The organism is Alkalinema pantanalense CENA528 (genome assembly GCF_050753345.1).
GTDB lineage: Bacteria > Cyanobacteriota > Cyanobacteriia > Leptolyngbyales > Leptolyngbyaceae > Alkalinema > Alkalinema pantanalense.
In genome coordinates, this window is the sequence record NZ_JBLZFX010000016.1 from 58,312 (window position 1) to 84,350 (window position 26,039).

At 49.2% G+C, this 26,039-nt stretch carries 20 protein-coding genes; 7 read left to right on the top strand and 13 right to left on the bottom strand.

The genetic code is table 11. The annotated features are described in order from the left end of the window. Positions 1–22: 22 nt before the first annotated feature. From ACN4EG_RS07660 to ACN4EG_RS07670, 3 genes are all read left to right on the top strand, one after another. Positions 23–1,546 carry an NADH-quinone oxidoreductase subunit M gene (locus ACN4EG_RS07660; protein ID WP_431628745.1) on the top strand — a complete coding sequence of 508 codons (1,524 nt, stop codon included), beginning with the start codon at positions 23–25 and terminating at the stop codon, positions 1,544–1,546. 100 nt (positions 1,547–1,646) lie between these two features. Further along, complete coding sequence (locus tag ACN4EG_RS07665; protein ID WP_431628746.1) at positions 1,647–2,783, top strand: CO2 hydration protein; 1,137 nt, start codon at positions 1,647–1,649, stop codon at positions 2,781–2,783. A 133-nt stretch (positions 2,784–2,916) separates the two neighbouring features. After that, positions 2,917–3,669 (top strand): DUF4058 family protein, encoded by a 753-nt coding sequence (locus ACN4EG_RS07670; RefSeq protein ID WP_431628747.1) that lies wholly within the window; start codon positions 2,917–2,919, stop codon positions 3,667–3,669. 114 nt (positions 3,670–3,783) lie between these two features. Here the strand turns inward: ACN4EG_RS07670 and ACN4EG_RS07675 are convergent, their stop codons facing one another. The 8 genes from ACN4EG_RS07675 to ACN4EG_RS07710 form a co-directional block, all read right to left on the bottom strand. Continuing rightward, positions 3,784–3,906 carry a hypothetical protein gene (locus ACN4EG_RS07675; protein ID WP_431628748.1) on the bottom strand — a complete coding sequence of 41 codons (123 nt, stop codon included), beginning with the start codon at positions 3,904–3,906 and terminating at the stop codon, positions 3,784–3,786. Between the two features lie 46 nt (positions 3,907–3,952). Continuing rightward, complete coding sequence (locus ACN4EG_RS07680; protein WP_431628749.1) at positions 3,953–4,285, bottom strand: HepT-like ribonuclease domain-containing protein; 333 nt, start codon at positions 4,283–4,285, stop codon at positions 3,953–3,955. Then, on the bottom strand, positions 4,282–4,590 hold the full coding sequence (locus tag ACN4EG_RS07685; RefSeq protein ID WP_431628750.1) for a nucleotidyltransferase family protein: 309 nt from the start codon (positions 4,588–4,590) through the stop codon (positions 4,282–4,284). The genes ACN4EG_RS07680 and ACN4EG_RS07685 overlap by 4 nt, the downstream gene beginning before the upstream one ends. A gap of 223 nt (positions 4,591–4,813) precedes the next feature. After that, complete coding sequence (locus tag ACN4EG_RS07690; protein ID WP_431628751.1) at positions 4,814–7,618, bottom strand: caspase, EACC1-associated type; 2,805 nt, start codon at positions 7,616–7,618, stop codon at positions 4,814–4,816. Positions 7,619–7,629: 11 nt separating this feature from the next. Beyond that, positions 7,630–8,007, bottom strand: a complete 378-nt coding sequence (locus ACN4EG_RS07695) for a hypothetical protein (RefSeq protein ID WP_431628752.1) — start codon at positions 8,005–8,007, stop codon at positions 7,630–7,632. A gap of 189 nt (positions 8,008–8,196) precedes the next feature. Next, the gene (locus ACN4EG_RS07700; protein WP_431628753.1) at positions 8,197–8,433 is read right to left on the bottom strand and encodes a 2Fe-2S iron-sulfur cluster-binding protein; all 237 of its coding nucleotides are present in this window, start codon (positions 8,431–8,433) and stop codon (positions 8,197–8,199) included. Positions 8,434–8,686: 253 nt separating this feature from the next. Continuing rightward, positions 8,687–10,159, bottom strand: a complete 1,473-nt coding sequence (gene cobQ, locus ACN4EG_RS07705; RefSeq protein ID WP_431628754.1) for a cobyric acid synthase CobQ — start codon at positions 10,157–10,159, stop codon at positions 8,687–8,689. Between the two features lie 62 nt (positions 10,160–10,221). Continuing rightward, entirely contained in the window at positions 10,222–10,626 is a 405-nt protein-coding gene (locus ACN4EG_RS07710; protein ID WP_431628755.1) for an Npun_F0494 family protein, read from the bottom strand. Positions 10,627–11,013: 387 nt separating this feature from the next. Here ACN4EG_RS07710 and ACN4EG_RS07715 point away from each other — a divergent pair, with 387 nt between their 5' ends. Then, positions 11,014–12,090 (top strand): S-layer homology domain-containing protein, encoded by a 1,077-nt coding sequence (locus ACN4EG_RS07715; RefSeq protein WP_431628756.1) that lies wholly within the window; start codon positions 11,014–11,016, stop codon positions 12,088–12,090. Positions 12,091–13,063: 973 nt separating this feature from the next. Next, on the top strand, positions 13,064–14,035 hold the full coding sequence (sds, locus tag ACN4EG_RS07720) for a solanesyl diphosphate synthase (protein ID WP_431628757.1): 972 nt from the start codon (positions 13,064–13,066) through the stop codon (positions 14,033–14,035). 80 nt (positions 14,036–14,115) lie between these two features. On the opposite strand, the gene ACN4EG_RS07725 is transcribed toward sds, so the two are convergent. Beyond that, positions 14,116–14,811, bottom strand: a complete 696-nt coding sequence (locus ACN4EG_RS07725) for a 2,3-bisphosphoglycerate-dependent phosphoglycerate mutase (RefSeq protein ID WP_431628758.1) — start codon at positions 14,809–14,811, stop codon at positions 14,116–14,118. A 231-nt stretch (positions 14,812–15,042) separates the two neighbouring features. Further along, positions 15,043–15,654, bottom strand: a complete 612-nt coding sequence (locus ACN4EG_RS07730; RefSeq protein WP_431628759.1) for a Uma2 family endonuclease — start codon at positions 15,652–15,654, stop codon at positions 15,043–15,045. A 195-nt stretch (positions 15,655–15,849) separates the two neighbouring features. Between ACN4EG_RS07730 and mfd the strand changes: the two genes are divergently transcribed. Next, complete coding sequence (mfd, locus tag ACN4EG_RS07735) at positions 15,850–19,431, top strand: transcription-repair coupling factor (RefSeq protein WP_431628760.1); 3,582 nt, start codon at positions 15,850–15,852, stop codon at positions 19,429–19,431. A gap of 558 nt (positions 19,432–19,989) precedes the next feature. Next, the gene (locus tag ACN4EG_RS07740) at positions 19,990–22,629 is read left to right on the top strand and encodes a GAF domain-containing protein (protein WP_431628761.1); all 2,640 of its coding nucleotides are present in this window, start codon (positions 19,990–19,992) and stop codon (positions 22,627–22,629) included. 80 nt (positions 22,630–22,709) lie between these two features. Here the strand turns inward: ACN4EG_RS07740 and ACN4EG_RS07745 are convergent, their stop codons facing one another. The 3 genes from ACN4EG_RS07745 to egtD form a co-directional block, all read right to left on the bottom strand. Further along, positions 22,710–23,615: a carbohydrate ABC transporter permease gene (locus ACN4EG_RS07745; RefSeq protein WP_431628762.1), complete on the bottom strand. Its 906-nt coding sequence runs from the start codon at positions 23,613–23,615 to the stop codon at positions 22,710–22,712. Positions 23,616–23,657: 42 nt separating this feature from the next. Continuing rightward, positions 23,658–24,356, bottom strand: coding sequence for a hypothetical protein (locus ACN4EG_RS07750; protein WP_431628763.1), 699 nt, complete (start codon positions 24,354–24,356; stop codon positions 23,658–23,660). A gap of 326 nt (positions 24,357–24,682) precedes the next feature. Continuing rightward, on the bottom strand, positions 24,683–25,813 hold the full coding sequence (egtD, locus tag ACN4EG_RS07755) for an L-histidine N(alpha)-methyltransferase (protein ID WP_431628764.1): 1,131 nt from the start codon (positions 25,811–25,813) through the stop codon (positions 24,683–24,685). Positions 25,814–26,039 lie beyond the last annotated feature (226 nt).

Below are 26,039 nucleotides of genomic sequence, written 5' to 3' on the forward strand. Positions count from 1 at the left end.
TCGCTTTCTCAGGTTCCCGCCCATGCTAAGTGCACTCATCTGGATTCCCATTCTCGGGGCAATCATTGTCAGCTTACTTCCCTTAGAGAGCAAACAATCGCGGTGGGTGACCCTAGCCATCAGCCTAATGCCCTGTCTTGTGTCGGGAGTGTTGATGGGACAGTTTAATCCTGCCTTGGCGGATTTACAGTTCCTGGAAAACCTCCCTTGGCTGGAAGATTTAGGGCTGTCCTATCGGCTGGGTCTGGATGGATTGTCCTTGCTGTTGGTCATTCTGAATGCGTTACTCACGGTAGTGGCAGTTTACGTCACTCCTGCGGATATCCTACGGGCTAGGCTGTACTACCCCCTCGTACTGTTGATTAATGCTGGGGTGGCAGGAGCGTTTCTGTCCCATAACTTGTTGCTGTTCTTCCTGTTCTATGAGCTCGAACTGATTCCGCTGTACCTGCTGATTAGTATTTGGGGGGGCGAACGGCGGGCCTATGCAGGAACTAAGTTTTTGATTTACACCGCCATTTCTGGAATTTTGGTTTTGGCAGGATTTTTAGGGCTAACCTGGTTGGGCCATGCCCCATCCTTTGAATACAACCCGCTCGTTAGCCAAGGTTTACCCATGACCGCCCAGTTGTTGCTGTTGGGCGCAATCATTGTCGGCTTTGGCATCAAAATTCCCCTGTTTCCCTTCCACACGTGGCTGCCGGATGCTCACGTGGAAGCCTCGACGCCCATTTCTGTCTTATTAGCCGGGGTCTTGCTGAAACTGGGAACCTATGGGTTACTACGGTTTGGTTTGGGACTGTTCCCCGAAGCTTGGGCGGTGCTGGCCCCGTATTTGGCTTGGTGGGCAGTTGTGAGCGTACTATTTGGCGCATTAGCCGCGATCGCCCAAACCGATATGAAAAAAATGGTGGCCTATAGCTCGATCGGGCACATGGGGTTTGTTTTACTTGCTGCTGCCGCTGCAACCCCGGTGGCCCTAATTGGTACAGTTTTTCAAATGGTGGCCCATGGTCTGATTTCTGGCCTACTCTTTGTCCTAGTGGGGGTTGTTTACAAAAAAACGAAGACCCGCGACATCATGGTTCTGAAAGGACTATTGAATCCGGAACGGGGCTTACCTTTAATCGGTAGCCTGATGGTGCTGGGGGTGATGGCGAGTGCTGGGATGCCGGGAATGGTGGGATTCATTTCGGAATTTCTAATTTTCCGAGGCAGCTTTGCGGATTACCCCGTCCAAACCTTGCTCTGCATGGTGGGTACAGGATTAACGGCTGTGTATTTTCTGCTGTTAGTCAACCGCACCTTTTTTGGGCGTCTACCGGAGGAATTTACCAATCTACCTGCGGTGTCATGGGGAGAAAGAATCCCTGGCATTATCCTAGGACTCATTATTGTGATTTTGGGGCTGCAACCGTCTTGGATGGTGCGGTGGACAGAGACGACAATTACTGCCATGGGCAACGATGCCACGATCGTCGCCAACAGAATTGCTTTGCCCAAAGCGGCTGCATTGTCCTCTCCCGACTCATTACTAATTGATTAACAGTTGGGCGCATTGATTGCATGGATTGGGGAATTTGGTATTCTCCAGACGCAATTTTTCAGTTTCAACACCTAACACACCCTTTTCTGTTTGCTATACCATGACCACCCTCATTTCCCCTACGACTCCCCATCCCTTTGAGGCCGTCATTCAACGGTTAGAACAGGGTCAATCGATGCTGCCGGATAGTCCCACAAATGTCATTGAAGTGGTGGGGATTTTGGAAAGCTATGGCCATGTGCTCAATGCTTACGAAATTAATCTGCGGTACATTGCCGATCAGCAATTCCTAGTGCTATTTCCCTTTTTCAAATACATGAATGGGGATGTCACTTGGCCGCGATTGCTGAAGCATTGGTGGCACGATCGGATTAATTATGAATTTTCCGAGTATTGCATGAAGGCGATGCTGTGGCATGGGGGCGGCGGATTAGATGCCTATTTGGATACCCCGGAATTTATTGAGCGGGCCAATCAGGCGATCGCGGCTAAAACGGCGGGGAATTTGATTGTTCAAGGCTTTAACAAGCTCTCCCCTGACTTCCTTCTAGAACAAGTGCGGCAAATGTGCTACTACCGTGCCTTGGGCCAATTTTGGGAAATTATGAGTCGGATGTTCTTGACCTTGGCCGATCGCTACTATCGAGGGGAAATTAAAACCATTCCCGATGTGGTTCACCACGTCAAAGACGGGTTGGTCGCCGATGCCGCCACACCCATCACCTACACCGTCAACATTAAGGGAAAACCCTACGACATCATTCCCAAATCTGTCGGGTTAACTTTTTTGGTGGATACGGCCATTCCCTATGTGGAGGCGGTGTTTTTCCGATCGCTGCCTTTTATGGGAACCCTCTCTTACAATGCTCAAGCCCAGCAGGTACCTGCTGAACAACGGGATTTTGTCTATGGAGCGTTGTATGCGGATCCCATTCCAGCGGGCGGTGCGGGGATTCCACCGACTCTGTTAGCCAAAGATATGATTCGTCACTTGCCGACCTATCTCTTGGATTACCACAAAACCTTTGGTCGCGGAGAAAGTGATCTGTCGGTGAAAGCCATTCAAAGCTTTCAAAAGTCGATGTTCTGTGTCACGAGTGCCGCAATCTTGGGCTTGGCTCCCCATCCTTGGGATACGACGGATCCGGCAGAACGGGCGACTAACCGGAAGCATTACGAAGCCTGGGTCGATCGTTTGGTGGAATCGGGGTCACGACTATCGCGGGTACAAGATTAAATTGAATGAAATTGAGCGCAGGATTTGAACGGGCAATTGTGGAGTGAGTTAGGGCAGGGCAAGGATTTATCCTGCCCTAGGCATTTTCAACAAACGCTACAATTGAGCTAGTTCAGTTGCCTCGTGCTGTGCTATGCCTTCCCCGCTACCTGGCATGAATCCTTTTCTCGAAGCACCAGAGCTATGGTCAGAATTCCATAGCCGGATGATTGTCGCGATCGCGGATGCGTTGGATGATGACCTGAGCCGGGATTATCGCGTCGCAGTGGAAAAGCGAGTTTATCTGGATCAGGGGGATGAGACGGTTTTAATGGGTATACCCGATGTCTCTGTGATGGATCCGCCCACGGTGAAGACTACAACGACTGCGGTGTTGGATACGCCGATTACGGTGGAAATCCCGTTAGAAGAAACGGTGCAGGAGCGGTATTTGGAAATTCGGGAAGTGGCAACGGGAAGAGTCGTCACCGTGATTGAACTACTATCCCCGAAGAATAAGCGATCTAAGATCGGACGAGAAGCTTATTTACAAAAGCGTCGTCAAATCATGATGAGCCAAACCCATTGGGTCGAGATTGATTTATTGCGAGGTGGCGAGGCGATGCCAATGACCAGGGCCGTTGAGTCAGATTATCGAATTTTGGTGAGTGCCAGTGAGCATCGGCCTAAAGCGCAATTGTATGCGTTTAACTTGCGCCAGGTCATTCCTGAAATTGCAATACCGCTCAATGCTAATGGCACCGTTACACTAGCGTTACAGCCCTTGTTGCATCGGGTATACGATAAGGCTCGGCTGGAATTAGCAATTGATTATCAGCAGTCCTTTTCTCCGAAGTTATCCGATGAAGATGCTGCCTGGATTTTGAGTCTTGTGAATCCTCATTAGGTGAGACCACTAGCAATGGGAGTAAGTGAAGATAGAGGTTTCTCAAATTGTCACAATCATCACCTTGGCCAAAATCGCTGGACAGATCGACGCAACCTTGCTTACTACTCAAGTTTAGCGGATACCGTTCTCACTGACTCGTGATGTCCTTGGTGTTCTCAGCGCGATCGCCTCGACAACCGCCTCAAGAGCGATCGCAGCGGCTTGAGACCCCAGGGTTCTGCTAAGAATCAGCACGATCCACTCACCATTTTTGCAAACCCCCAGTTTCTGATCTTTCAGTTTAAACCTGCTGTAAAATTGCCTCTATTGCTTGCTTTAAAGCTGGCAGATAGTTCACTACTACATTCCAGACAATATCAAGGTCAATATCTAAATATTGGTGTGCTAGAACGTTGCGAAAATCGCCAATAGTTCTCCAGTCAATTTCGGGGCGTATCGATTTCCACGCATCTGGTAGTCGTTGAGTTGACTCACATAGCGTTTGCAGATTTCGGATCACCGCATCCTGAGTTTTTAGATCTGCAAAAAAGGCTACTTTTCCTTCAGCCGTGTAAGTTTCGATCCGCTGAATACCGTCTCTAATGTGAATCAGATAAACACGGTTGTCTTTCATAGCGATCGCGCTTCCTTCAAGATGCGATCGCGGATGAAATAGTGCAAGGATTTTTCGGTCACAATATCCACCTTGCGCCCTAGTAATGCTTCTAAATCCTGAATGAGACCGACCGGAAACCAGGGACTCAATGGGTCGCCCAAATCCACCAATAAATCAACATCGCTATTGGGTTGGGCTTCTCCCCGAACAACGGAGCCAAAGATCCGCACATTTCTTGCACCGTGTTGAGTGGCAAGTTCTAGAATGCGATCTCGCTGCTCATGAAGAGTTGCTTCAATCTTGAGTGTTTCTGGTGTTTTCATCGACAATTCTAGAACTGTCAGAGCTTTGCTTCTTAAGTCTATACCAAGGTTCTACCCAAAGGCAGCCAGTTCGACCTCCACCTTGCAAGAATCCCGGTTTTTGATCTTGCAAGTGCGATCGCGGTTTCTCGAATTGTCACAATTATTACCTCCATCAAAGTCGCTAGACTGAGCAATGCCAGACTGCTTACTCTTCAAATTTAGCGGATAATGATCGCGCTGACTACACAGTATCCTTAGTGCTTTTAGCGCGGTGAAGTTGAATAGCACTATAAAAGAATCCTATAACTCCAACCACTCCTAAAAAGGCTATCCAGTCAAAATTACCATCCCCAGGCAATGAAGAACCTTGGGTACATTGCAATGAACCATTAAAATTTAAATTAGCTGGATTAGGTGGAGTTTTAGAAGCACTATTGCTTTCACAAATGATTCTTTCCTTATAGCCAGATGATTGATCATGAACCGTGCTTGTGTAACTCTTTAAACCATCTCTTTTAGGAGTAGCTGTTGAAACTGCTTGTACATTTTTTCCTGATCCGATAATTCTGGTTTCATAAAAATAGTTATTACTCTCTTTTATTCTTGCATAGGATGATAGACTCTCAATATTTGTAGCAAAGCTTTTTCCATTATTACTAAGCCCCCATTGATGAAGACTTATCCTATCAAGAACTTCTCTAGCTTCTATACCAGGGTATATATATCTGCTCCACAGAATAATTGATACAAAGGGTAATACGGCGCAGACTATAAGCTGAGCCTTTAATAGATTTAATTTTAAGGGAGAGGCATTAGTTTGCTTACGGTCAACAGTTCCTCTTGAACTGGAGGATTGAAGGATATTTGGAGACTGATTACTTCCAGTCAGTCTCAACTCTATGGCTTCTGCCTCATAAAGGCTGATTCCCAAATTATTCCGCAGAGAATCTAACTTTTTACGGATCACATAGTCATTAAGAGGAATCCCAACATTGATGTACTTGGCAACTTCAATTTCATACTCTTGCAATACTTCCGAATTGTGAGGTTCCTGTGCATCTACTTCAGGATCTTGAAAAACTTCAACTTGCTGGGGTTGACTTTTACTATGTTCGTTTTGTGACGCAACTTTTTCTTCAATCTGTCTGACTTCCTCATCTCGGAGTTCCAAAAGTTGTTGGAATCGTCGTAGCTCTTCGCGAGTCACCTCATTAACTGGAAACTCAAACTGAATGGAGTCTGAAAACACCTGCTTATACTGCTGGAGCTTCTTCAAATGGTCTTCAATTAAGGCTGCAATCCGATTTTCAATTGAAGCAACGTCTTCATCGCTGAGACGCAGAGTTTGTTGACGTTGCCGCAGTTCAGAGCGTTTCACTTGACTGAGAGGGTATTCCTGCTCCGTTGCATCCGCAAACGCTTGCTCGTAAAGTCGTAGATTGGCTTGATAGGTGTCAATCTGAGCCAAAATTGGCGCTTCAATGGCTTTGACATCAGCCTCATTCAACCCCAAAGTCTGCCAGGTCTGTCTCAACTGAGTCCGATTCGCTTCACCAGGCTGGCTTTTACGCTGTGTAGCACTCACAAAAGCCTCTTCGTATTGCTGTAACTTCTGGTGATAGGTTTCAATTTGAGCCGTAACTTTTGCCTCAACAGGAGCAACTTCAACATCACTTAGCCCCAGATTGACCTGCTGCTGTCGTAGTTCAGATCGCTTACTCTCATTCAGAGGATATTCTTGCTGGGTTGCTGCCAGAAATATCTGCTCATACTGCTGCAAGTTCCGCCGATAGGTTTCAACCTCAATGGTCACTTGAGCTTCGATCGTGCCAACAGCCGCATCACTCAGAGCTAGCTGCTGTTGCATTTGTTGTAAGCGAGAACGAGACGCTTCCCCCAGAGGATACTCTTGTCGTAAGGCTTCCGAACAAAACTGCTGGTAAGTTTCCAGGTTTTGCTGCTGTGTCTTGAAGTGAGCAGTGACCCTTGCCTCAATGGGGACGGTATCTTCATTTCTCAGTTCAAGGAGTTGCTGGAGTTGCTGAAGTTCTAGACGAGTACCATTATTAATCTCGCCATCTCGCTGCAAGACATCTGTAACGGTGCGCTCATATTGCTGGAGTTTTTGCTGAAAGTCTCTGCGATACGGCTCCAGAATTTCATCCTCTAATGCCTGGGCTACATCCACCGCAAGCCCTAACCGGACTCGCCAAGTATCTAAAATACTCCGGCTGACGATCGTCAATTCACCGCGCTTGCCACAACGAGCAACTTCCTTTTTATATCTTTCGTGCGGATCCCCTTGGGGTACCTGACACAACCGAATTTTGAAGCCTTCCCGGATAGCATAGATTTCCGGCCTCAAATCGGGCTTCACCTCACGTACTTTCCGGCTAGCATATTCATGCAGTTCATCAATCGAAACCACATCATCCTCATCCAGATCCGCTGCCCCTGTTTTAATTCCCTCAATCAGGAAACGGGTATACAGTGATAACTCTTCTCCCTCCTGGGCAAAGGAATACTGCGTAGAGCTAGAAGACGTTAAAATCGCCCGCCCTTCCCCCCCAAGTTGTGCCCGAATATCAACGGTACCGTCATCTTTTGCAGATAATCCTTCCGCAAACGCCCCACTGAAGCAGCTATCCAAAATCACCACCTGCCGTTTAGAGCGGCTGCGGCTCATATTGTCATGCACAAAGTTAGCGGATACAGCCGAAGACCGCACAAGATCGCCTTGCGGAGTTTTGCGGGTTTTGCTAGTTGCCAGATAGAGCCTCCCCGCATCATCTTTAATGCCATGTCCAGAGAAAAACAAGAGGACTAAATCATCCTTGTGCCGATGCACGAACAATGTTTCGATCGACTCCTCCATTGCCTGACGCTCTGGATTCTTGAGCAGCACAACATCTGACTCAGCAAATCCACCCATCTCTGGATGCAGCAATACTTCCTTCATCGCATCCAAATCCTTCACCGCCGCTGGGAGGTGATTTAACCCTGGCTCATACTCGCTCACACCAATTAGCAATGCGATCTTTGCCATGTGTTCCTTCCCTATGAAGCTAAAAACTTTTGAGCCGCCTCGATCGCGATCATCAACTCAGCTTGACTACTGGCTTTGACCTTCAATTTTTTGCCGTTGTCTTCCACCTCTAGCTCGATCGGCTTATTTCCTAAGCGATCTCCTAAAAAGCCTAAGAGCTTCTGAGCATTTTCTTTATTGACTTGGGCCGTCAGCAAGCCCACCAAAATCCCTCCTACAGATTTATTGCCAGCAGGAGGGTTTGGATCAAGAACACGATTAACGGTTTCTATTTCGTCCAGATCCTTCATTTGCGCTAGCAGGTTTTGGGCTTGTTCTTCAAGTTCTTCACTATCCAGATCTGGATCATTGAAGGCGATCGTGAACTGAATACTAGAGGGTCTAGACATATTAATAGGCATACATATTTGCTTAAGTTTTTACTCTATTGACTCAAATATTTCTGCTACATGCAACAAAAATCCCAGCTATTAATGGGGTGTTTTTACAAAAATTGACATGAGGTTGTGAGGGAATCGTCGTATTACCTAATTCAATCTCCTCAGCTAAATTTTATGGCTGGTACTGAGTCTCGTGGATCACCAAGAGGGGTCACTGAATAGGTTAATCGTGATTTCAGTGTGACCGGGAGGAATGGAAGTCAGGCAGCTGCGGACATCTTCGCCCGCCATTTCCACTTCACAGGCATGGCAGGATCCCATTAAGCAGCCCGTCGGAATTAAAACATCGGCCCGTTCCGCGACCTTCAGTAGCGATTCTCCTACCTCCGCTTCAACAGTGATATTGTCTGGGAGGAAATGAATGCGTACAGCCATAACACAAAAAATTAGGAAAGTGAGCAGAATGCTGATTTTGTCTAGGTTGTGGCCCACTCAAGTGTAATTGATGGGCTGCTGCTGGAATCTCGAGATAGCAGCAAATCTAAAGACAGTCTAAACGGAGCGCGGTTTCTGAAAAATCCCCTTTACTGTAAAGATTAAGGACAAACGGGTACGTTGCACCGAAAGGGTTAGGGATACAAAGCGCACAAAGGTTTGGCTTGTGCGCTTCTTTTTTTGTTGAAGATTTTTATTTTAGAAAGGGTTTTAGGTTCAGGTGAGGTTCGATCGCGTCAGCCAGACGATCGAGGTAAGCTTCCCGCTGTTCCCGGTAATTGGGCACCCCCGTGGGCAGCGATCGTAGTCCCCGTTGCAACCGTAGACGATTTAACCAAGCCCGTCGCCAGGAACCATTATCAAAAATGCCGTGCAGGTAGGTGCCCCAAATCGACTGGGTTTCATCCACTAAGCCGAGATTGGCATCATCAAACAACGCACTGACCTTATCTTGTTCCTCTTCAATCACCCGAGTGCGTCCTTGGTGGATTTCGTAGCCAATGACAGGTAGCCCCTCCTGGGGATAGTTGGATGTGACATTGCGTTGCCGCGCGATCTTTTGGCCCGCAATCACGGTTTTGAGTGGCAGTAACTTCAGCCCCGGGAATCGTCCTTCCTGCCCTTCTACCCCTTCCGGATCGGCCAAGACTCGCCCCATCATTTGGTATCCTCCGCAAATTCCCATCACCGTTCCGCCTGCTGCCACATATTCTTGAATTTGCTCAATCATGCCGGACTTGTGCAGAGCAATTAAATCGGGAATGGTGGTTTTTGAACCTGGTAGGATCACCGCATCGGGGTGGCCAAGGGTTCCTTTGAGTCCTACATAGCGAACAGTCACTGATGGCTCCGATTCCAGGGGATCGAAATCCGTGAAATTGGAAATGCGCGGCAACCGAATCACCGTAATATTAATGTCATTTTTGTTGGGACTTTGTCGTCGATCGAACAGGCTGAGGGAATCTTCAGCAGGAAACGCTTCTTCCAGCCAGGGAATGACCCCAACTACCGGAATGCCAGTCCGTTGTTCCAACCAGTCAATACCGGACTGTAACAACTCTCGATGACCTCGGAACTTATTGATCACAAACCCCGTAATGAGCTCTCGTTCATCAGGATCGAGCAGTTCTAATGTGCCAACAATATGGGCAAAGACCCCACCCCGATCGATATCTGCAACAAGTAATGTGGGGGCTTGAAGATACTTGGCCACCCGCATATTCGTCAGGTCGCGGTGTTTGAGGTTAATTTCCGCTGGACTGCCGGCCCCTTCGCAAACTAGAAAATCAAACTCTTCGGATAAGCGACGTAGGGATTCTTCGATCGCCTGCCACCCCGTGTCAAAAAATTGCTCATAATAATCCGCCGCACTGACTCGACCGACCGCTTTTCCTTTCAGGATAATTTGCGAGGTCATGTCTCCTTGAGGTTTGAGCAAAATGGGATTCATTTCCACCCAAGGATTGGTTCCCGCCGCCCAGGCTTGTACAGCTTGGGCATGGCCAATTTCCCCACCCCCTGCCGTGACATAGGAATTCAGTGCCATGTTTTGGCCTTTAAACGGGGCAACGCGCCAACCCCGTCGGGCTAAGATGCGGCATAGAGCCGTTGTAATGAGTGATTTGCCTGCGTGGGATGTGGTGCCCACAACCATGATGGCTTTCATGAACGCATCTCCGGGAAACTGTTAAGGTGGCAGACCGTCAGACCCTAGAAGGAATCAACGCCTTAAAAGGGAAGTCTCAGCCAGCGACTCACTGCATTGTATAGGCGATCGCGGAAAGTGGCTGATAGCTCTACTTTGCCCAAATTATGCCACTTGTCTACGAGTTGCCGCCCGAGGGGGGTGATCCGAAAACTATTGGTTAAACCTTGTCCATCGACTTCCCGTCGCAGCAGCCCTACTTGGATTAACCACAACAGTTCTGCTTCCACTAATAATTCCGTCATGGCTTTGCGCACATAGCCATGGTCAACCCCCGATCGTCCACTAATATCTGCAAGGTCAACACTTGTGATGACCATGGTTTGATACAGCGACAACCGAAAGGGTGCGCATCGAACGGCACGTTCCGCCCGATCGAGCGTCCGTTGGGGATAGCGCATGGAAGAGCGAGAAGTCGCAGTTACCATAAACCTAACTGAAATTAGATAAAGATTAATTTACATCGTAACCTGCTCCACCCCTATCTTGCTGCTCAATCCCCTTTCTCCAATACAGCATCCTTCCCCATGACGCTGCTTGGTTCTACACGACTCTGGCACTGCTGCGAAATAAATCTGGAACGGGTCACTCTGAAACGGGTCACTCTGGTCAAAATATTAACAGTTTCCGAACAATCCGCTAGACCAACAGAAGGGTCGTTTAGGATAGTCAACATCTCGGTTGCTTCCCCAAAGTATTGTTTGTTGTCAGGGCAAAATATAGGCCCGATGCGTTGGGTGAATGGTTCATTGGCTTTTGGTTGCTGTCACACAACTCAGTTTGTCGAGTTCTTTGTCAGGTTTGTGGTTTGAGCTATGACTGATTTACCACCGTCGGAAAATTCAACATCCAATCCGTTAGACAACGCTGATCTTCCACCTGAGATCGATCGTCATCGCTTGACATCCGATGAACTGATCGCCCTATTTCTGGCTTTGGTCGGTATTGGATCGATTTTTTTCTGGATTATTCAACAGAAACAGTCCCCGATCTATTTTTCAGCGCTGACCTCTGGCTCACCCTTTGCCAATGGAACTACGCCAAGGAGCGGAACGACTAATTCTTCAGAGGCCACCGCCAATTCAGCGAATCAACCCGCTAATCAAATCGCTGCTGCACCTAGCAATGCTATCTCTGCTGAAAATGCCAATGGCACGATCGGCTCTGTAGCGCCCTCGGCCCAACCTGCTCCCTCTGAAGTCAGCAGTGGAATGCTTACGACTCAAAAGCCAACGACTGGACTTCCCAATGGGGCAACGCCTAGCCCGATCGCTAGTCCAGCCCCCCAAGCGGTCAGCCAGCCCACAGCACCCAGCTTAGAAAACCCAGGTAAACCCAAAGCTTTTACGGATGTTCCCGAAAGCTTTTGGGCAAGACAGCCAATTTTGGCGCTCTCTAGTCGCGGAATTTTGGATGGCTTTAAGGATGGGAGTTTCCAACCCAATAAGCCGATTACCCGTGCCGAATTTGCAGGAATTTTAGGCAAAGCCTTTGAAAAGGCAAAAACTAAGCCAGCCATTCAATTTCAAGATGTTAAGTCAGATTATTGGGCGGCCACCGCGATCGATGAATCCATTCAAACGGGATTCATGACCGGATATCCCCAACAGCAATTTCAACCCGATCAACGAATTCCTCGGGTTCAAATGTTGGTCGCGATCGTCACAGGACTCGGCTTAACGAACTCCGGTGATCCCATCCAAGTGCTCTCTAAGTACAGTGACGTTCAGGCCGTTCCCAAGTGGGCGATTCCTAAAGTAGCTGCTGCTGAAGCTGCAGGATTGTTGGGAACCTCCCAAAATACTCTCACACCGAATCAACCTGCAACTCGGGCTGATGCGGCAACTTATATCTATCAAGCGCTTGTCAAGGAAGGCAAAATTAAACCGTAACCTTATCCATCGCAAGAGTCGTGCAATTTGAGACCTTTGCAATTACGCAAATAGTATTGGATACTCAGAAGCTCGAAGTCCTGTCTTTGCGATCGCTGCCTATTCTGCATCATCAGTCAAGAGGGCTAAGCCCCCTCAACTTACACTCGTCTTCGCTGCACAACAGTCAAAAGACCATAGACTAGCAACAGGTAGCCCGCAGCAAGCAGAGGAATTAGCACCGGAACACGATCGATCATGGCAGTACCTGGTATAACGTGTGGGAGAAGCAGCGGAAAGAGTCAGAAAGGAACCTGTAAGCAGGTATGCAAAGTTGAGCCAGTAGGCTTTTCCCGATGGCATATCTCCACGGCAAAAAAGCTGGCTACTATCTATACGTCACTAGAGTCAAAAATTCGCCAAACTGCAATAGCAACGTTGCTCAAAATGGACAGGACAAGCACTGCCTCGTTTTGAGATTACTATGGAGCACAGCAAACTGCTTCATAAAACTCCCCCTCGATCGAAAAGAAGCTTTAGGAATCAGCCCGCAACTCCAGTCACTGCTGTCAAGAGTCTTTCACCGCGAAACGGGTTGCTTCGCAAACTCTTTGATCGTTTCAGGACAATCCCACTGAAATCTTGGGGTGGCTTAAGAAACTGATATGTATCAATTTCTGCTGCAAAAACCTCGATCACAATAATTCTAGCCGTGACACTAGCCGTTTTAAGGTCGAAACCCGCTTTGACCTAAGCGCCCCTGCTGTCCTGATTTTTTCAGCCAGCTATGCAGTTGTTGAATGCTTTGAATCTAGCGTAGCACAAGCTTTTGGGGATTGTGGTGTTAACTGAGCCACAATTCAAAATTTTTAGATTTTTTTTTAGAAATTTTTTCCAAACTGACTCGCCCTATTCCATGGACTTGCCCCATCGCTTAGAATGGTTACAGAACCTGTAAAGTTTCTTAACCTTTAGCCATCACTGGTTCGCACTCATGACTTCCGTAGCCTCCCTTTTTGCCCCAGTTGAAGCCGATCTCTCTGTGATGACAGAGAACTTGAAGCAGTTGATTGGTGCGCAGCATCCAATTCTCTATGCGGCAGCGGAACATTTGTTTGGTGCAGGCGGAAAACGGGTGCGGCCCGCGATCGTGCTGCTAGTTGCCCGAGCAACTCGGGTCAATCAAGAGATTACGCAACGCCATCGTCGGTTAGCCGAGATCACGGAAATGATCCATACCGCGAGTCTAGTTCATGACGATGTGGTAGATGAGTCAGAATTGCGCCGAGGCATCCCCACCGTCCATGCGAATTTCGGGACTCGAATTGCGGTTCTTGCAGGGGACTTCCTGTTTGCTCAGTCTTCCTGGTACTTGGCCAACTTAGATAATCTGGAAGTGGTTAAGTTGCTCTCAGAAGTGATTAAAGACTTTGCCGAGGGAGAAATTCAGCAAGGGTTGAACCGCTTTGATACGGAGTTAGACCTTGATACCTATCTGCAAAAGAGCTATTACAAAACAGCGTCCCTCATTGCCAATAGTGCCAAGGCTGCTGCCATTTTGAGCGATCGCACCAGTGGAGAGGCAGAAAACTTTTATCACTATGGAAAGCATTGGGGCTTGGCCTTCCAAATTGTGGACGATATCCTAGACTTTACCGCTTCGACGGAAGGATTAGGTAAACCAGCAGGCTCCGATCTGCGTAGTGGCAACTTGACAGCTCCGGTGCTGTTTGCCATGGAACAAAAGCCCTATCTAAAAACGCTAATTGAGCGGGAATTTTCTGAAGAGGGCGATCTGGAGCAGGCGCTGGCATTGGTCAACGATAGTGATGGCATTGCCCGATCGCGGGAGTTAGCGCAATACAATGCCAAGGCTGCCATGGCTTATTTAAATGAGATTCCTGCATCGGAGTCGAAAGAGGCGTTGCTTAATCTCTGTGAGTTTGTACTCAGTCGCTTGTATTAGGAGCTGGTGGAGTTCTCTGGGCGATCGGGTAGGCGTTAGGCAGTAGGTTCAGATTAGCAATGGGCTCAGGTTGATCGAAGCTAGGTCAAGACCGTTTTATCAACCACACTGCCTGTCTGATCGATTTCATAGACGATCGGGATGCCCGTTGCCAGTTCTAAGTTGGTGATGGCTGATTCATCTAAACGATCGAGATACATGATGATCGATCGCAACGAGTTGCCATGGGCTGCTACTAGCACATTTTCGCCCTGGGTGAGGTGGGTCAGGATACGGGATTGAAAATAGGGTAGGGTGCGTTCCAGCGTGTCTTGCAAACTTTCGCCTGCGGGGGGGCGGGTGGCAAACGATCGCCGCCAAATGTTGACTTGCTCAGCCCCATATTTTTCCGTCGTTTTTGTTTTGTTTAAGCCCTGGAGATCACCGTAATACCGTTCATCCAATGCTGCACTGAGAAAAATCGGCAACTCGTCTACTGGATCACCTTCATACTGGTTCCAGCCATGCCAATCGGGGTCATCGGCTGTATGTTTGAGGATGGGACTTTTGCCCGCGCAAATTTCAGGATATTCCGTCAAGCAAATGACAGCGGTTTCGATCGCCCGAATCAGCAGGCTGGTGAAACAGACATCGATTTTATACTGACGAAGTTTATAGGCGGCTTGGGTCGCTTCCAACCGTCCCAGCTTGCTCAACGGCACATCCACCCAGCCCGTAAATTTATTGGCTGCGTTCCAGGTGCTTTGGCCGTGACGAATCAAAATTAAGGTTGCCATAGAAGTCCTCACCCTGCGATCGAAACATTACGATTGACCCTTTGCGATCGCATCATTCCCCACTCCATCATTGCTCCTCTAATCCTTAGGGATTTGCAAAGAAATAATATCCCCTCTTCATTCCCCTACCCTCCTACCCTTTTACTCTCCTACCCCTACCCAATTGGGATTTTATTGATGCGCTGTTCCCTTACCCCTCCAATCATTACCCTCAATTTAGAGCCTTTGCTGTTAGCCTGCTAACACTTGAGCAACTGTTAACTGCAATGCTGGCAGTAATGCAGAGACAATGCCTGAATCTTCAGTAAAAACATAATCGGTATAGCCGCCATCTTCAAAGACACAAACCGTGACTTGCTGGGCGATCGGGTCAACAATCCAATATTCCGCAATTTCCAGCACACAGTATTCCGCATGTTTCGATCGGTAATCCTCGGACTTGGTGGACTCGCTGACCACTTCAACGACTAATAGGGGAGACGGTTGATCGAGGGGAATGACCGCTTGGAGATCGGTCATTTCCTCATATTGCTGCACTGACATAATCATCAGATCAGGAATCCGGCAGGTATCCCAGCAGCGGCCTCGGGGAGATTGAACCCCCATCAAGCTTGCTAAGACAAGCCAAGGTGGTTGAGATCGAGCAATCTCAGCCTCTAATGCTCGGTCTAAGAAGCGAATAATTTTGCTATGTTTCGTCGATCCTAGAGACATCAGCTTGAGCTCCCCATCCACCAATTCGTAACGGTTATCTGTGCCATCGTGGTAGTTGAGAAAATCCTCCAGAGTGAGTTTTGGGGTTGAGGAACTTTTCCCTTGCACAGAAGAAGTTGTCATCGTCATGAACCAAGCCTCCAATACAGTACTGCTGAGTTATCAACGATAGGAGTTGCCCTGCTTTCAGTATGACAGGATTTTCGGTGACCCCAGGTTGAGACGGCAGTTTACAGTCTGAAAACATTGGGGTTCCCATCCCCGATCGGGCAAAACTATGTCAAGATCAGAAACTATTCTGCTGTTGACCTTCGGCTATAACGTATGGCTTTCTCATCGGTAACTCGCACCCTTGGCAAACTCCCTATTACTGGAGAACTGTTAAGCAAACTGGCGCAACAGCAGGTTCTCCATTTATCTGGGCTGGCACGACTACCCAAGGGGATTGTCAGTTCCACCTTGGCGCAAACGGCAAATCGGCCTCTCCTCGTTATCACTGCAACCCTCGAGGAAGCCGGACGCTGGACTGCCCAATTGGAAGCCATGGGTTGGCAAACGGTGCATTTCTATCCCACCTCCGAAACTTCGCCCTACGAGCCCTTTGACCCCGAAGCGGAAATGGTCTGGGGCCAGTTGCAGGTGATTGCGGATCTCGTTGCTCGCTCCACCGCGATCGCCAACAATCCCGAAACTGCAAACAGCGCCTCTCGGTTTGCGATCGTCACAACGGAACGGGCATTGCAACCCCACTTACCGCCTGTGGACGCCTTTACGCCTTATTGCATCAGTGTCGAAAAGGGTTCTGAAGTCAAATCGTCAATGCTGGGACGACAACTGGCACGATTGGGCTACGAGAAAGTTGCGCTGGTGGAAAGTGAAGGCCAATGGAGCCAACGGGGAGACATTATTGATGTGTTTCCAGTATCGGCGGAATTGCCCGTGCGCTTAGATTTATTCGGCGATGAACTAGAGCAACTGCGGGAATTTGATCCGGCTACACAACGATCGCTTGATCGCCTCGATCGCTTAGTTCTGACCCCTACGAGTTTTAGTCCAATCATTCAAACCGCGCTTTCCGATGAGCACTGTCGGTTATTGCAAACCTATCTGAATGAAGAAGATTGGGAACAGCTTGAGCAGGGAATTGCCATCGAAGGATTGCGCCGCTTTTTGGGACTTGCCTTTGAACAACCCGCTTCGTTACTGGATTATCTACCGGAAAGCACGATCATTGCCCTAGATGAAATGGAAATGGCTGCGGCCCATAGCGAACGCTGGTTTGAGCATGTTCAGGAACATTGGGACGAACTGGGTCAACCCGCTGCCATGCCTGCCACCCATCTCCATTTCACAGAGACGATCGCGCAAACGGAAATTTTCGATCGCATTTACCTGACTGAACTAGCTGAAGTCAACAGTGGCTTGAATCTTTCGAGTCGTCCGATTCCTGCGGTGCCCCACCAATTTGGGAAGCTCGCGGAAATTCTGCGGGGAGAACGGGAAAAAGGCTTTGCCATTTGGTTAGTTTCAGCCCAGCCCTCGCGATCGGTAGCGCTTTTGCAAGAACATGACTGTCCCGCCCAGTTTATTCCCAATCCGAAGGACTTTCCGGCGATCGATAAACTGATTACCTATCGCACGCCGATCGGGCTGAAATATTCCGGGTTGGCAGAACTGGAAGGCTTTATTTTGCCGACGTTTCGGGCGGTGGTGGTGACCGATCGGGAATTCTTTGGGCAACATACGCTAACCACGCCGACTTACATTCGCAAACGCCGACAGGCTACCTCTAAACAGGTTGATCCGAATAAATTGCAACCCAACGATTACGTGGTGCATAAAAACCATGGGATTGGGAAATTTATCAAACTAGAAAGCCTAACGATTAACGGAGAAACACGGGAATATCTAGTGCTGCAATACGCCGATGGCACACTCCGAGTAGCAGCAGATCAAGTCGGGGCATTATCGCGATTCCGGCCAGCGGGCGATCGTAAACCGGAATTGAATAAAATGTCCAGCAAAGCCTGGGAGAAAACCAAGAGCAAAGTCAAAAAAGCCATTAAAAAAGTGGCGGTGGACTTGCTGCAACTCTACGCTCAGCGTGCTCAACAACAGGGTTTTGCCTACCCGGATGATAGCCCGTGGCAATTGGAAATGGAGGAATCCTTCCCCTATCAACCCACACCGGATCAACTCAAAGCGGTGCAGGATGTCAAACAGGACATGGAAAGCGATCGACCGATGGATCGCTTAGTCTGCGGCGATGTCGGTTTTGGCAAAACGGAAGTGGCGATTCGGGCGATTTTCAAAGCGGTGACTTCCGGTAAACAGGTCGCACTCCTGGCCCCCACAACGATTTTGACCCAACAGCATTACCACACCTTGAAGGAACGGTTTGCGCCCTATCCGATCAAAATTGGTTTACTGAACCGATTTAAAACGACCAACGAGAAGAAGGATATTATCCAACGCATGGGCACAGGCGAGATGGATATCGTTGTTGGTACCCATCAGTTACTAGGGAAAAACGTTGGGTTTAGAGATTTAGGATTACTGGTAATTGATGAAGAACAACGGTTTGGTGTCAATCAAAAGGAAAAAATTAAATCACTACGAACTCAGATTGATGTCCTGACGCTGAGTGCAACACCGATTCCTAGAACCCTTTATATGTCACTGTCTGGGGTGCGGGAAATGAGTCTCATTACCACACCGCCGCCCTCCCGTCGTCCGATTAAAACCCATCTGTCTCCCTACGATCCGGAAATTATCCGATCGGCTCTGCGGCAGGAACTCGATCGAGGTGGCCAAATCTTTTACGTTGTGCCCCGAATCGAAGGCATTGAAGAAATTTCCGCTAAAATTCGCGACATGATTCCCAGTGCCCGCATCGCGATCGCCCATGGGCAAATGATGGATGCAGAATTGGAAGCGACGATGTTGGCCTTTAGCCAAGCGGAAGCCGATATTCTGGTATGTACGACGATCGTGGAATCGGGCTTGGATATTCCCCGCGTCAATACGATTTTGATTGAAGATGCCCAACTGTTTGGCTTGGCGCAGTTGTATCAGTTGCGGGGCCGCGTCGGACGGGCAGGCATTCAGGCCCATGCTTGGCTGTTCTATCCCCGTCAGAAGGAACTGACCGATACCGCACGCCAACGGCTGCGCGCACTTCAGGAATACACCCAACTGGGTTCGGGGTACCAGTTAGCCATGCGGGATATGGAAATTCGGGGGGTGGGTAACCTGCTGGGAGCGGAACAGTCCGGGCAAATGGACGCGATCGGCTTTGACCTGTATATGGAAATGCTGGATGAAGCGATTCGGGAAATCCGGGGTCAGGAAATTCCCAAGGTCGATGATACGCAGATTGACCTCAGCCTGACTGCCTTTATTCCTGCTGATTATATTGCTGATGCGGATCAAAAAATGGCGGCTTACCGAGCGGTTTCTGTGGCGGCGGACAAGAAGGAACTGACGGAAATTGCTGCCGATTGGGTCGATCGCTATGGGCAAATTCCTGTCGCGGCGCAGCAGTTATTGCGCGTTATGGAATTAAAACAAATTGCACGGCAATTGGGGTTCTCCCGTATCAAACCGGAAGGGAAACAACATGTTGTCCTGGAAACACCCATGGAAGAACCCGCTTGGAATTTATTGAAGGAGAATTTGCCGAATCATTTGCACAGCCGGTTTGTTTATCAACCGGGCAAAGTGACCGTGCGGGGGTTAGGAACCTTAAAAGCTGATCAGCAACTGGAGAATTTGACAACTTGGCTCAACCAGATGAAAGGGGCTTTGCCGACTGCTAGCAATGGGCTGGTTAGCAATGGGTCGGCTAGCAATGGGTCGGCTAGCAATGGGTCGATTCGTGCTAATTCGCTGGATGTATCACCTTAAATGAATGACTTGCAATAGACAAATGAGTCACCTTGGGAACCTCGTTGGAATTGCTTAATTAAAAATACGGAGTTCCCCTGACAAATCTCTTAACACCTCTGTTTCACGGGCATCTGTGATAGATGGTGAATAGATGTGAACGGCGTTTCCATTGTCCTCAATGGTTCTCAACAACCTACGGAAGGCATTTATACTCAGTTTTCTAGGCTCTGTCCCCCATTGCGATGCTCCATGCTCCCAATATTGCTAGCGCAACTGCCCATTGGGGGGCTGGTGGGCGTTGGCTTCGGCTGGCTCTCATGCCTCAAACCTGCCAGTCTTGAACTTTCTAACCGTTGTATAGATACCTGCATCGGTCAGGTGGGTACCTTAGAGATAGCTAAGAATTTTTGTGGTTTCTCTACCTCTTAGGCGATGGACATTCGTTATGGACATCAGGGTTTATGCATCTTCCAGTCTTAGTAACTGGCACTCAATTCAAATGATCGCCCCAGAGAAACGTCATGATTTATGTCCTCCAACATTTGGTTGTTCGCGCCCTCGGCGTATCCAGTTTCTATGAATGAGCCGAATTTGCATCTACCTGAACCGATTTCTGCCGCTACGATCGAGTCCGACGGTGAACCGTTGTCTTTAACGGAACTTGTTGAACTTCCCACCATTGAATTATCATTTGATTCCAATCAGCCCAGAATTCGAGAGGAGGCGTCTCTTGTTTCTGTTCGCCATGGTTTTGCTTCGTTTTTGGATCCTTTAACCGCCGATCGATTTCGCGAAGTGGTTTATGATGTGGAACAAAAATTGCGCATAGTTAATCAAACCCTATCGCTCCTTGATATGCAAGGGTTTGACTCCATTCTGGAGGAAATGCTGACGTCCATCACCCAAAAAACGGGGGAACTACTGAACGCCGATCGGACGACGATTTATCTCCTTGACGAGGCCAAAAACGAACTCTACACCACCCTCGTTTCTAGTGCCGATGGACGTACCCGAGAAATTCGCTTTCCGGCCAACCAGGGTATTGCTGGCGAAGTGGCGACCAGTAAACGATCGGTGAATATTCCCTTCGATGTGTTTGATGATCCCCGATCGCACCAAGCCAAATTGCAATACAAGCAAACGGGCTATCGTACTTACACGATGCTGACCTTGCCTCTGCTCAACGAAGTAGGGAATTTGGTTGCAGTGGTGCAGTTGATTAACAAACTTCAACCAAATTCTCCCGCATCTACGTCGTTGTCCCTAGAGCAGCGAATTGATCTGCGGGGATTTACAGATGCCGATGAACAGCTTTTTGAAGAATTTGCTCCTTGTATTCGGCTGATTTTAGAATCGTCACGATCGTTCTATATTGCCGCACAAAAGCAACGGGCTGCCCATTCCTTGATGATGGCCACCCACTCCCTGGGGCAAAGTCGTTTAGATCTCGATGAAACCCTCAACCGGGTCATGCATGAAGCTAAACAACTGATGCATGCCGATCGCAGTACGCTATGGTTGATCGATCGGGATGCAGAGGAAATTTGGACACGCATTCCCCTCGCCGATGGCACCCAGAAGGAAGTACGAATTCCCATTGGTACGGGCTTTGCAGGCCAAGTGGCTGCAACGGGAGAGACGATAAATATTCCCTTTGATCTCTATGATCATATGGGTGCAGAAACTGCCAAACAAACGGATCAGGCAACGGGGTACCGCACCTGTAGTTTGCTCTGTATGCCGGTGCGCAATGCCGATGGCGACTTGATTGGCGTGACGCAATTGGTGAATAAACGCAAGCAAGGGGACTATGCGCCCTACAATCCCCACCATTGGCCCCAAGCTCCGGAATGTTGGCGAGCCAGCTTTCATCAGAGCGATCAAGACTTCATGCAGACGTTTAACATCCAAGCAGGGGTGGCGCTGCAGAATGCACAATTGTTTGAGACGGTCAAACAACAGGCGCAGTTGCAACGGGATATTTTACGATCGCTGTCCAATGGGGTGATCTCTGCCGATCGGGAGGGCAAGATTATCGCAGCCAATGAAAGTGCAAAACGTCTTTTGGGATTTAACGAGTGGGCTGCCCTAGAAGGTCAAAATATTACCAGTTTGTTGCACATTGAACGGGGTAATTTCCATCGCTGGTTTCATTCCGCATCCAATCCCACGAGCCCCAAGGAACGTCAACAGTATTATCCTGATCAAACCCTGATGCCCTTATCAGGTAGCGAATACCGCAGTGTTAATTTAGCCATTAACACGATCGCATCTCCCGACGATCCCAGTTGCATTCGAGGTGTTTTGGTCGTCATGGATGATATTAGCGATGCTAAACGGCTGAAAAGCACGATGTATCGCTATATGACCCAGGAATTGGCGGAACAGATTTTGGATAATCCCGATGCCGCCAAGATGGGGGGCGATCGTAAGGAAGTCTCCGTGCTGTTTTCCGATATTCGTAGCTACACCACCTTGACCGAAAGCCTGACGGCGGAAGAAGTGGTGGAAATGCTGAATGAATATTTTGAGGTGATGGTGGAAGCGGTCTTTGTCCATAAGGGTATTTTGGATAAATACATTGGCGATGCCATCATGGCGGTATTCGGTTCACCGTTACCTTTGGCAGAACATCAGTGGATGGCCGTGCAAACGGCGATCGAAATGCGGCAGCGATTGGTGGAATTTAACCAAAGGCGGGCAGGTCGCAATCAACCCGAGATTCGCATTGGCATTGGCATTAACTCCGATACGGTGATTAGTGGCAATATTGGTTCGAGTAAGCGTATGGAGTTTACGGCGATCGGCGATGGAGTCAACCTCGGTTCTCGGCTGGAAAGTACCAGTAAGCTCTATGGTACCGACATTGTGATTAGCGAAAGTACCTATCGTCCCTGTGCCGATCGTATTTGGGCGCGGGAGTTGGACTTTATTCGAGTCAAAGGGAAAAGCCATCCGGTGGCGATCTATGAATTGATTGGCTTAGCTTCCGATCCAATTTCCGATCAACAGCACCGGGTGATCGATCATTACCATCGGGCGCGGGCATTTTATCTGCAACGCAAGTTTGCCCAGGCGATCGGGGAATTTGCGGCGGTGTTGGAACTCGATCGCTTTGACCAAGCGGCAGCTCTGCACATTGAACGCTGTCGCCATTGGCTCACCAATCCGCCACCCGATGATTGGAGCGGGGCTTGGATTTTGACGGAAAAGTAATCCCCACTGAATCTTCACTTTTGGGGAGTGTCAGGGGAGTAGAGTCTCCTGACATGGCCATTGACCTCACGATGGTTGGACTACAGCGTTGCTGGCGTCTCATCCTTGGTCATTTTTTCGACGCCCAACCGCAGGAGCGACAGTACCAAAATCAGTAAAAAGATCACTAGGCCGATCGTACAACCATAGCTAATATTCAACTGCTGAAACGCTTGGTTATACACGTACAACACCACAGTGGAAGACGCATTATTCGGCCCGCCATTGGTCATGATGAACACTTCTTCAAACACTTTGGTGGCAGAAATTGCAGAAATTACCGATACCAGTAGCAAATAGGGGCGCATTAACGGCAACGTGATATCCCAGTGCTTGCGCCAACCGTCGGAACCATCGATCGCCGCTGCTTCATACAAATCCGCAGGAATCGCCTGCAAGCCTGCCAGATAGATCACCATGTAGTAGCCCAGCCCTTTCCACACCGTCACTGCCATCACACTCCAGAGGGCTTGGTTGGCATCCGTCAGCCAACCGATCGCTGGAATGCCTAGGGCTTGTAAGGCTTGATTTAGTAGACCATTGCTGGAATACAACCACTTCCAGGCAATCCCCGCTACCACCATGGAAATGACCACAGGGGTGTAGTAGGCTACCCGAAACCACTGCACACCGCGTAGTTTCTGATTGACTAAAATTGCCAGCCCCAGCGGCAATGTGACCAACAACGGCACCACACCGATCAGATAAATCAGGGTATTGCGCAGCGATCGCCAGAAAATTTCATCCCGCAGCAGGCGCTGAAAATTCTTGAATCCTACCCATTGGGGATCGCTGATCAGATCGTACTGCGTGAAACTGTAATACAGGGCTTGCAGCGCAGGGTAAAATACTGTCAGTCCCAACAGGATCAGGGCTGGCAGTAGAAATAAATAAGGCGTCAGCCCCTTGAGGAGATAACGCCCACGATCGCTTTTTACAAACGTCATTGATTTACAAACGTCAGTGCTTCAAAAAGTGCCGCAGAAGGATTAATCTTCCTCCACTTCCACGACTCGCTTAATGGCTCGCCGGGGAGGCAAGACCTGAACCCGACGCCGAGAAGAAGTCGCAGCGGTGGGGGTAGAGGGTGGGAGATAGAGAGGATAGTCGTCGTGAACCACCTCAATTGTACGGGGCCGGTTCTGCCGGGACAAGAGCGTAAACATGCCAACCAGCGCAATTCCACCCCCGAAGGTCAACATCATGCCGCCCAAGGCCCAAGGTAATCCAGAAATGACCGAGGTTGTCGCTTGATCCGCTGCACTGGGAGACGGCATCGGTTGGGGGACGGGAGCCGTTGCGACCGTTTGGGGGGGCTGAATGGATGCTGTTTTGAGCTGAGCCGTCAAGGTGTCAATCACTGCTTGCTGGCTGCGGAGTTGAGCTTGCTGCTGCTCCACTTGGGCCTTGAGGCTCTCCAGCTTGATGTCCCACTTCGCTCTTTCATAGTCGCTATCGCCACCGCGTCCCACTGTGGCATTGGTAGGAACTGGGTTTGTCACAGGTGGCAAGGGGAGTGGGCTATTGCCAGAAGTCACGCCATTATTTCCCAGGGACATTTGGGGAAACTGGGGAATTTGGGGAGAGGACAGGTTAGGGGCTCCGATCGTAATGCCGCCCCGCATAACAATTAACGCTGCCAAACCTGCTAGCGCTGCGCCTCCTAGGAAGGATGTTGTATCACTCATTGCCTTTGCTCTACCTCTGGATTGAATGGGTTGTGCGATCGCTCAAGGGGTCAATGCGTCTGATTGGGGATCTAGTTCACTCGTGGGGAGTAAAACATAGACTTTGCAATCATGGGCTTGACGGTCAGTGTGACGCAATCCAGGCAAACTTCAAGTCAGCCACCGCATTATAGTGCAGAGTCTGAAAAATAAAACATTCGAACCTAGGCGCTTAAACCTAGGCTCGAACCCTATGATAGTCGCAGTTTTAAATTTGGCACTCCAAAAAAATGAAATTTCCCTGACAGTTGAGTGCAGGGCATACAGTGCACCTTACACCCTGATTCCTATGCCCTACGGTATTGACAGAGAATCAGGCCAAACCACTGCTGGGAATCTGTCCAAGCGTCTAGGGTAACGAGTCCTTTCTGGGCTAGCTGCTGCTTTATTTCAGTCAAATTAAATTTGCGGGAAATTTCGCTGAGGATAGTTTCGCCAGCGGTGAATGCGATCGTGAGTCCCAAGCTTTTTAGGGTTACGGTTTGGTCTGCCAAGCTTTCCAGGTGCATTTCGATCTGGTGCAGGTTGGTATTGTAGATTGCACGGTGCCGGAACTGGCTGAGGTCGAAGTTTCCGTCAAAGCGTTGATTCAGGTGGCGCAGCATATTGAGGTTAAATTCTGCGGTGACGCCTTGTCGATCGTTGTAGGCGGCTTCCAAGAGGGCGATCGGTTTTTGTAGATCCACGCCTAGCAGAAAATAGTCCTCCGGGGTAAGGGCTTGGGTGACCCGATCGAGGAAGCGATCGCAATCCTTGGGATTTAAGTTGCCCAAGGTGCTACCGATGAAGCAAATCATGCGCTGGGACAGGGGGTTGGGCGGCAGTTGTTGCAACGCCAGTTCGTAGGTGCCGACGAGTCCTTGGATGTGTAGGGTGGGATAGTCTTGAATCAAGGCTTGGGCACTGAGTTCAAGAATGCTGGCGCTGACATCGATTGGGCAATAGATGAGGGGCAGTTGGGCTTGTTCGTAGGCATCTAACAGCAGTCGCGTTTTCGTAGAACTGCCGCTGCCCAGTTCAACAATTTCGCAAGCTCCGGTTTGGGTGGCGATCTCGTCGGCGCAGGCATGGAAAATAGCGGTTTCCGTGCGGGTTAGATAATACTCTGGGAGATCGCAAATTTGCTCAAACAGTTGGGAGCCTTTTTCGTCGTAGAAGTATCGCGGTGGGAGGGTTTTCGGTGTTTGGGTCAGCCCTTGGACCACGTCTTGCCCTTCGGCTTCGGTGGGTTGCACGGCGCAAATGAGATGCTGAATCTGAATGCGATCGTTCAGTGGAGTAGTTGTGAATGACCGATCGCTCAAGCTCGTCCCTGCTGCTGTTGTTTCTGGTTCTTCCCCATGGTTGGTCAGTGCGTAGTTTGGGTGATGGTGTTCCGATTTTGAATGGGGTGTTTGATTGGTGGAAATAGCAGTCATGGTAGCCTTACCTCATGCAGCATCCGTTCATTTCCGCCCATTCTCGCACAAATGTTCTAATTCCTGCCTGAAAGGAACCTGAGCCATGGCTGAGAAGGGGCTAGGATTCAATAGAGTTGTTGGGAAATAAAACCAGCTCTGGGACAGGGTTTGCCCTGACTGTTATCTAACTTATGCTGCATCTAAGTAGAAGTTCCACAAGCCTGCTGCGTTGAACATTAAGCGG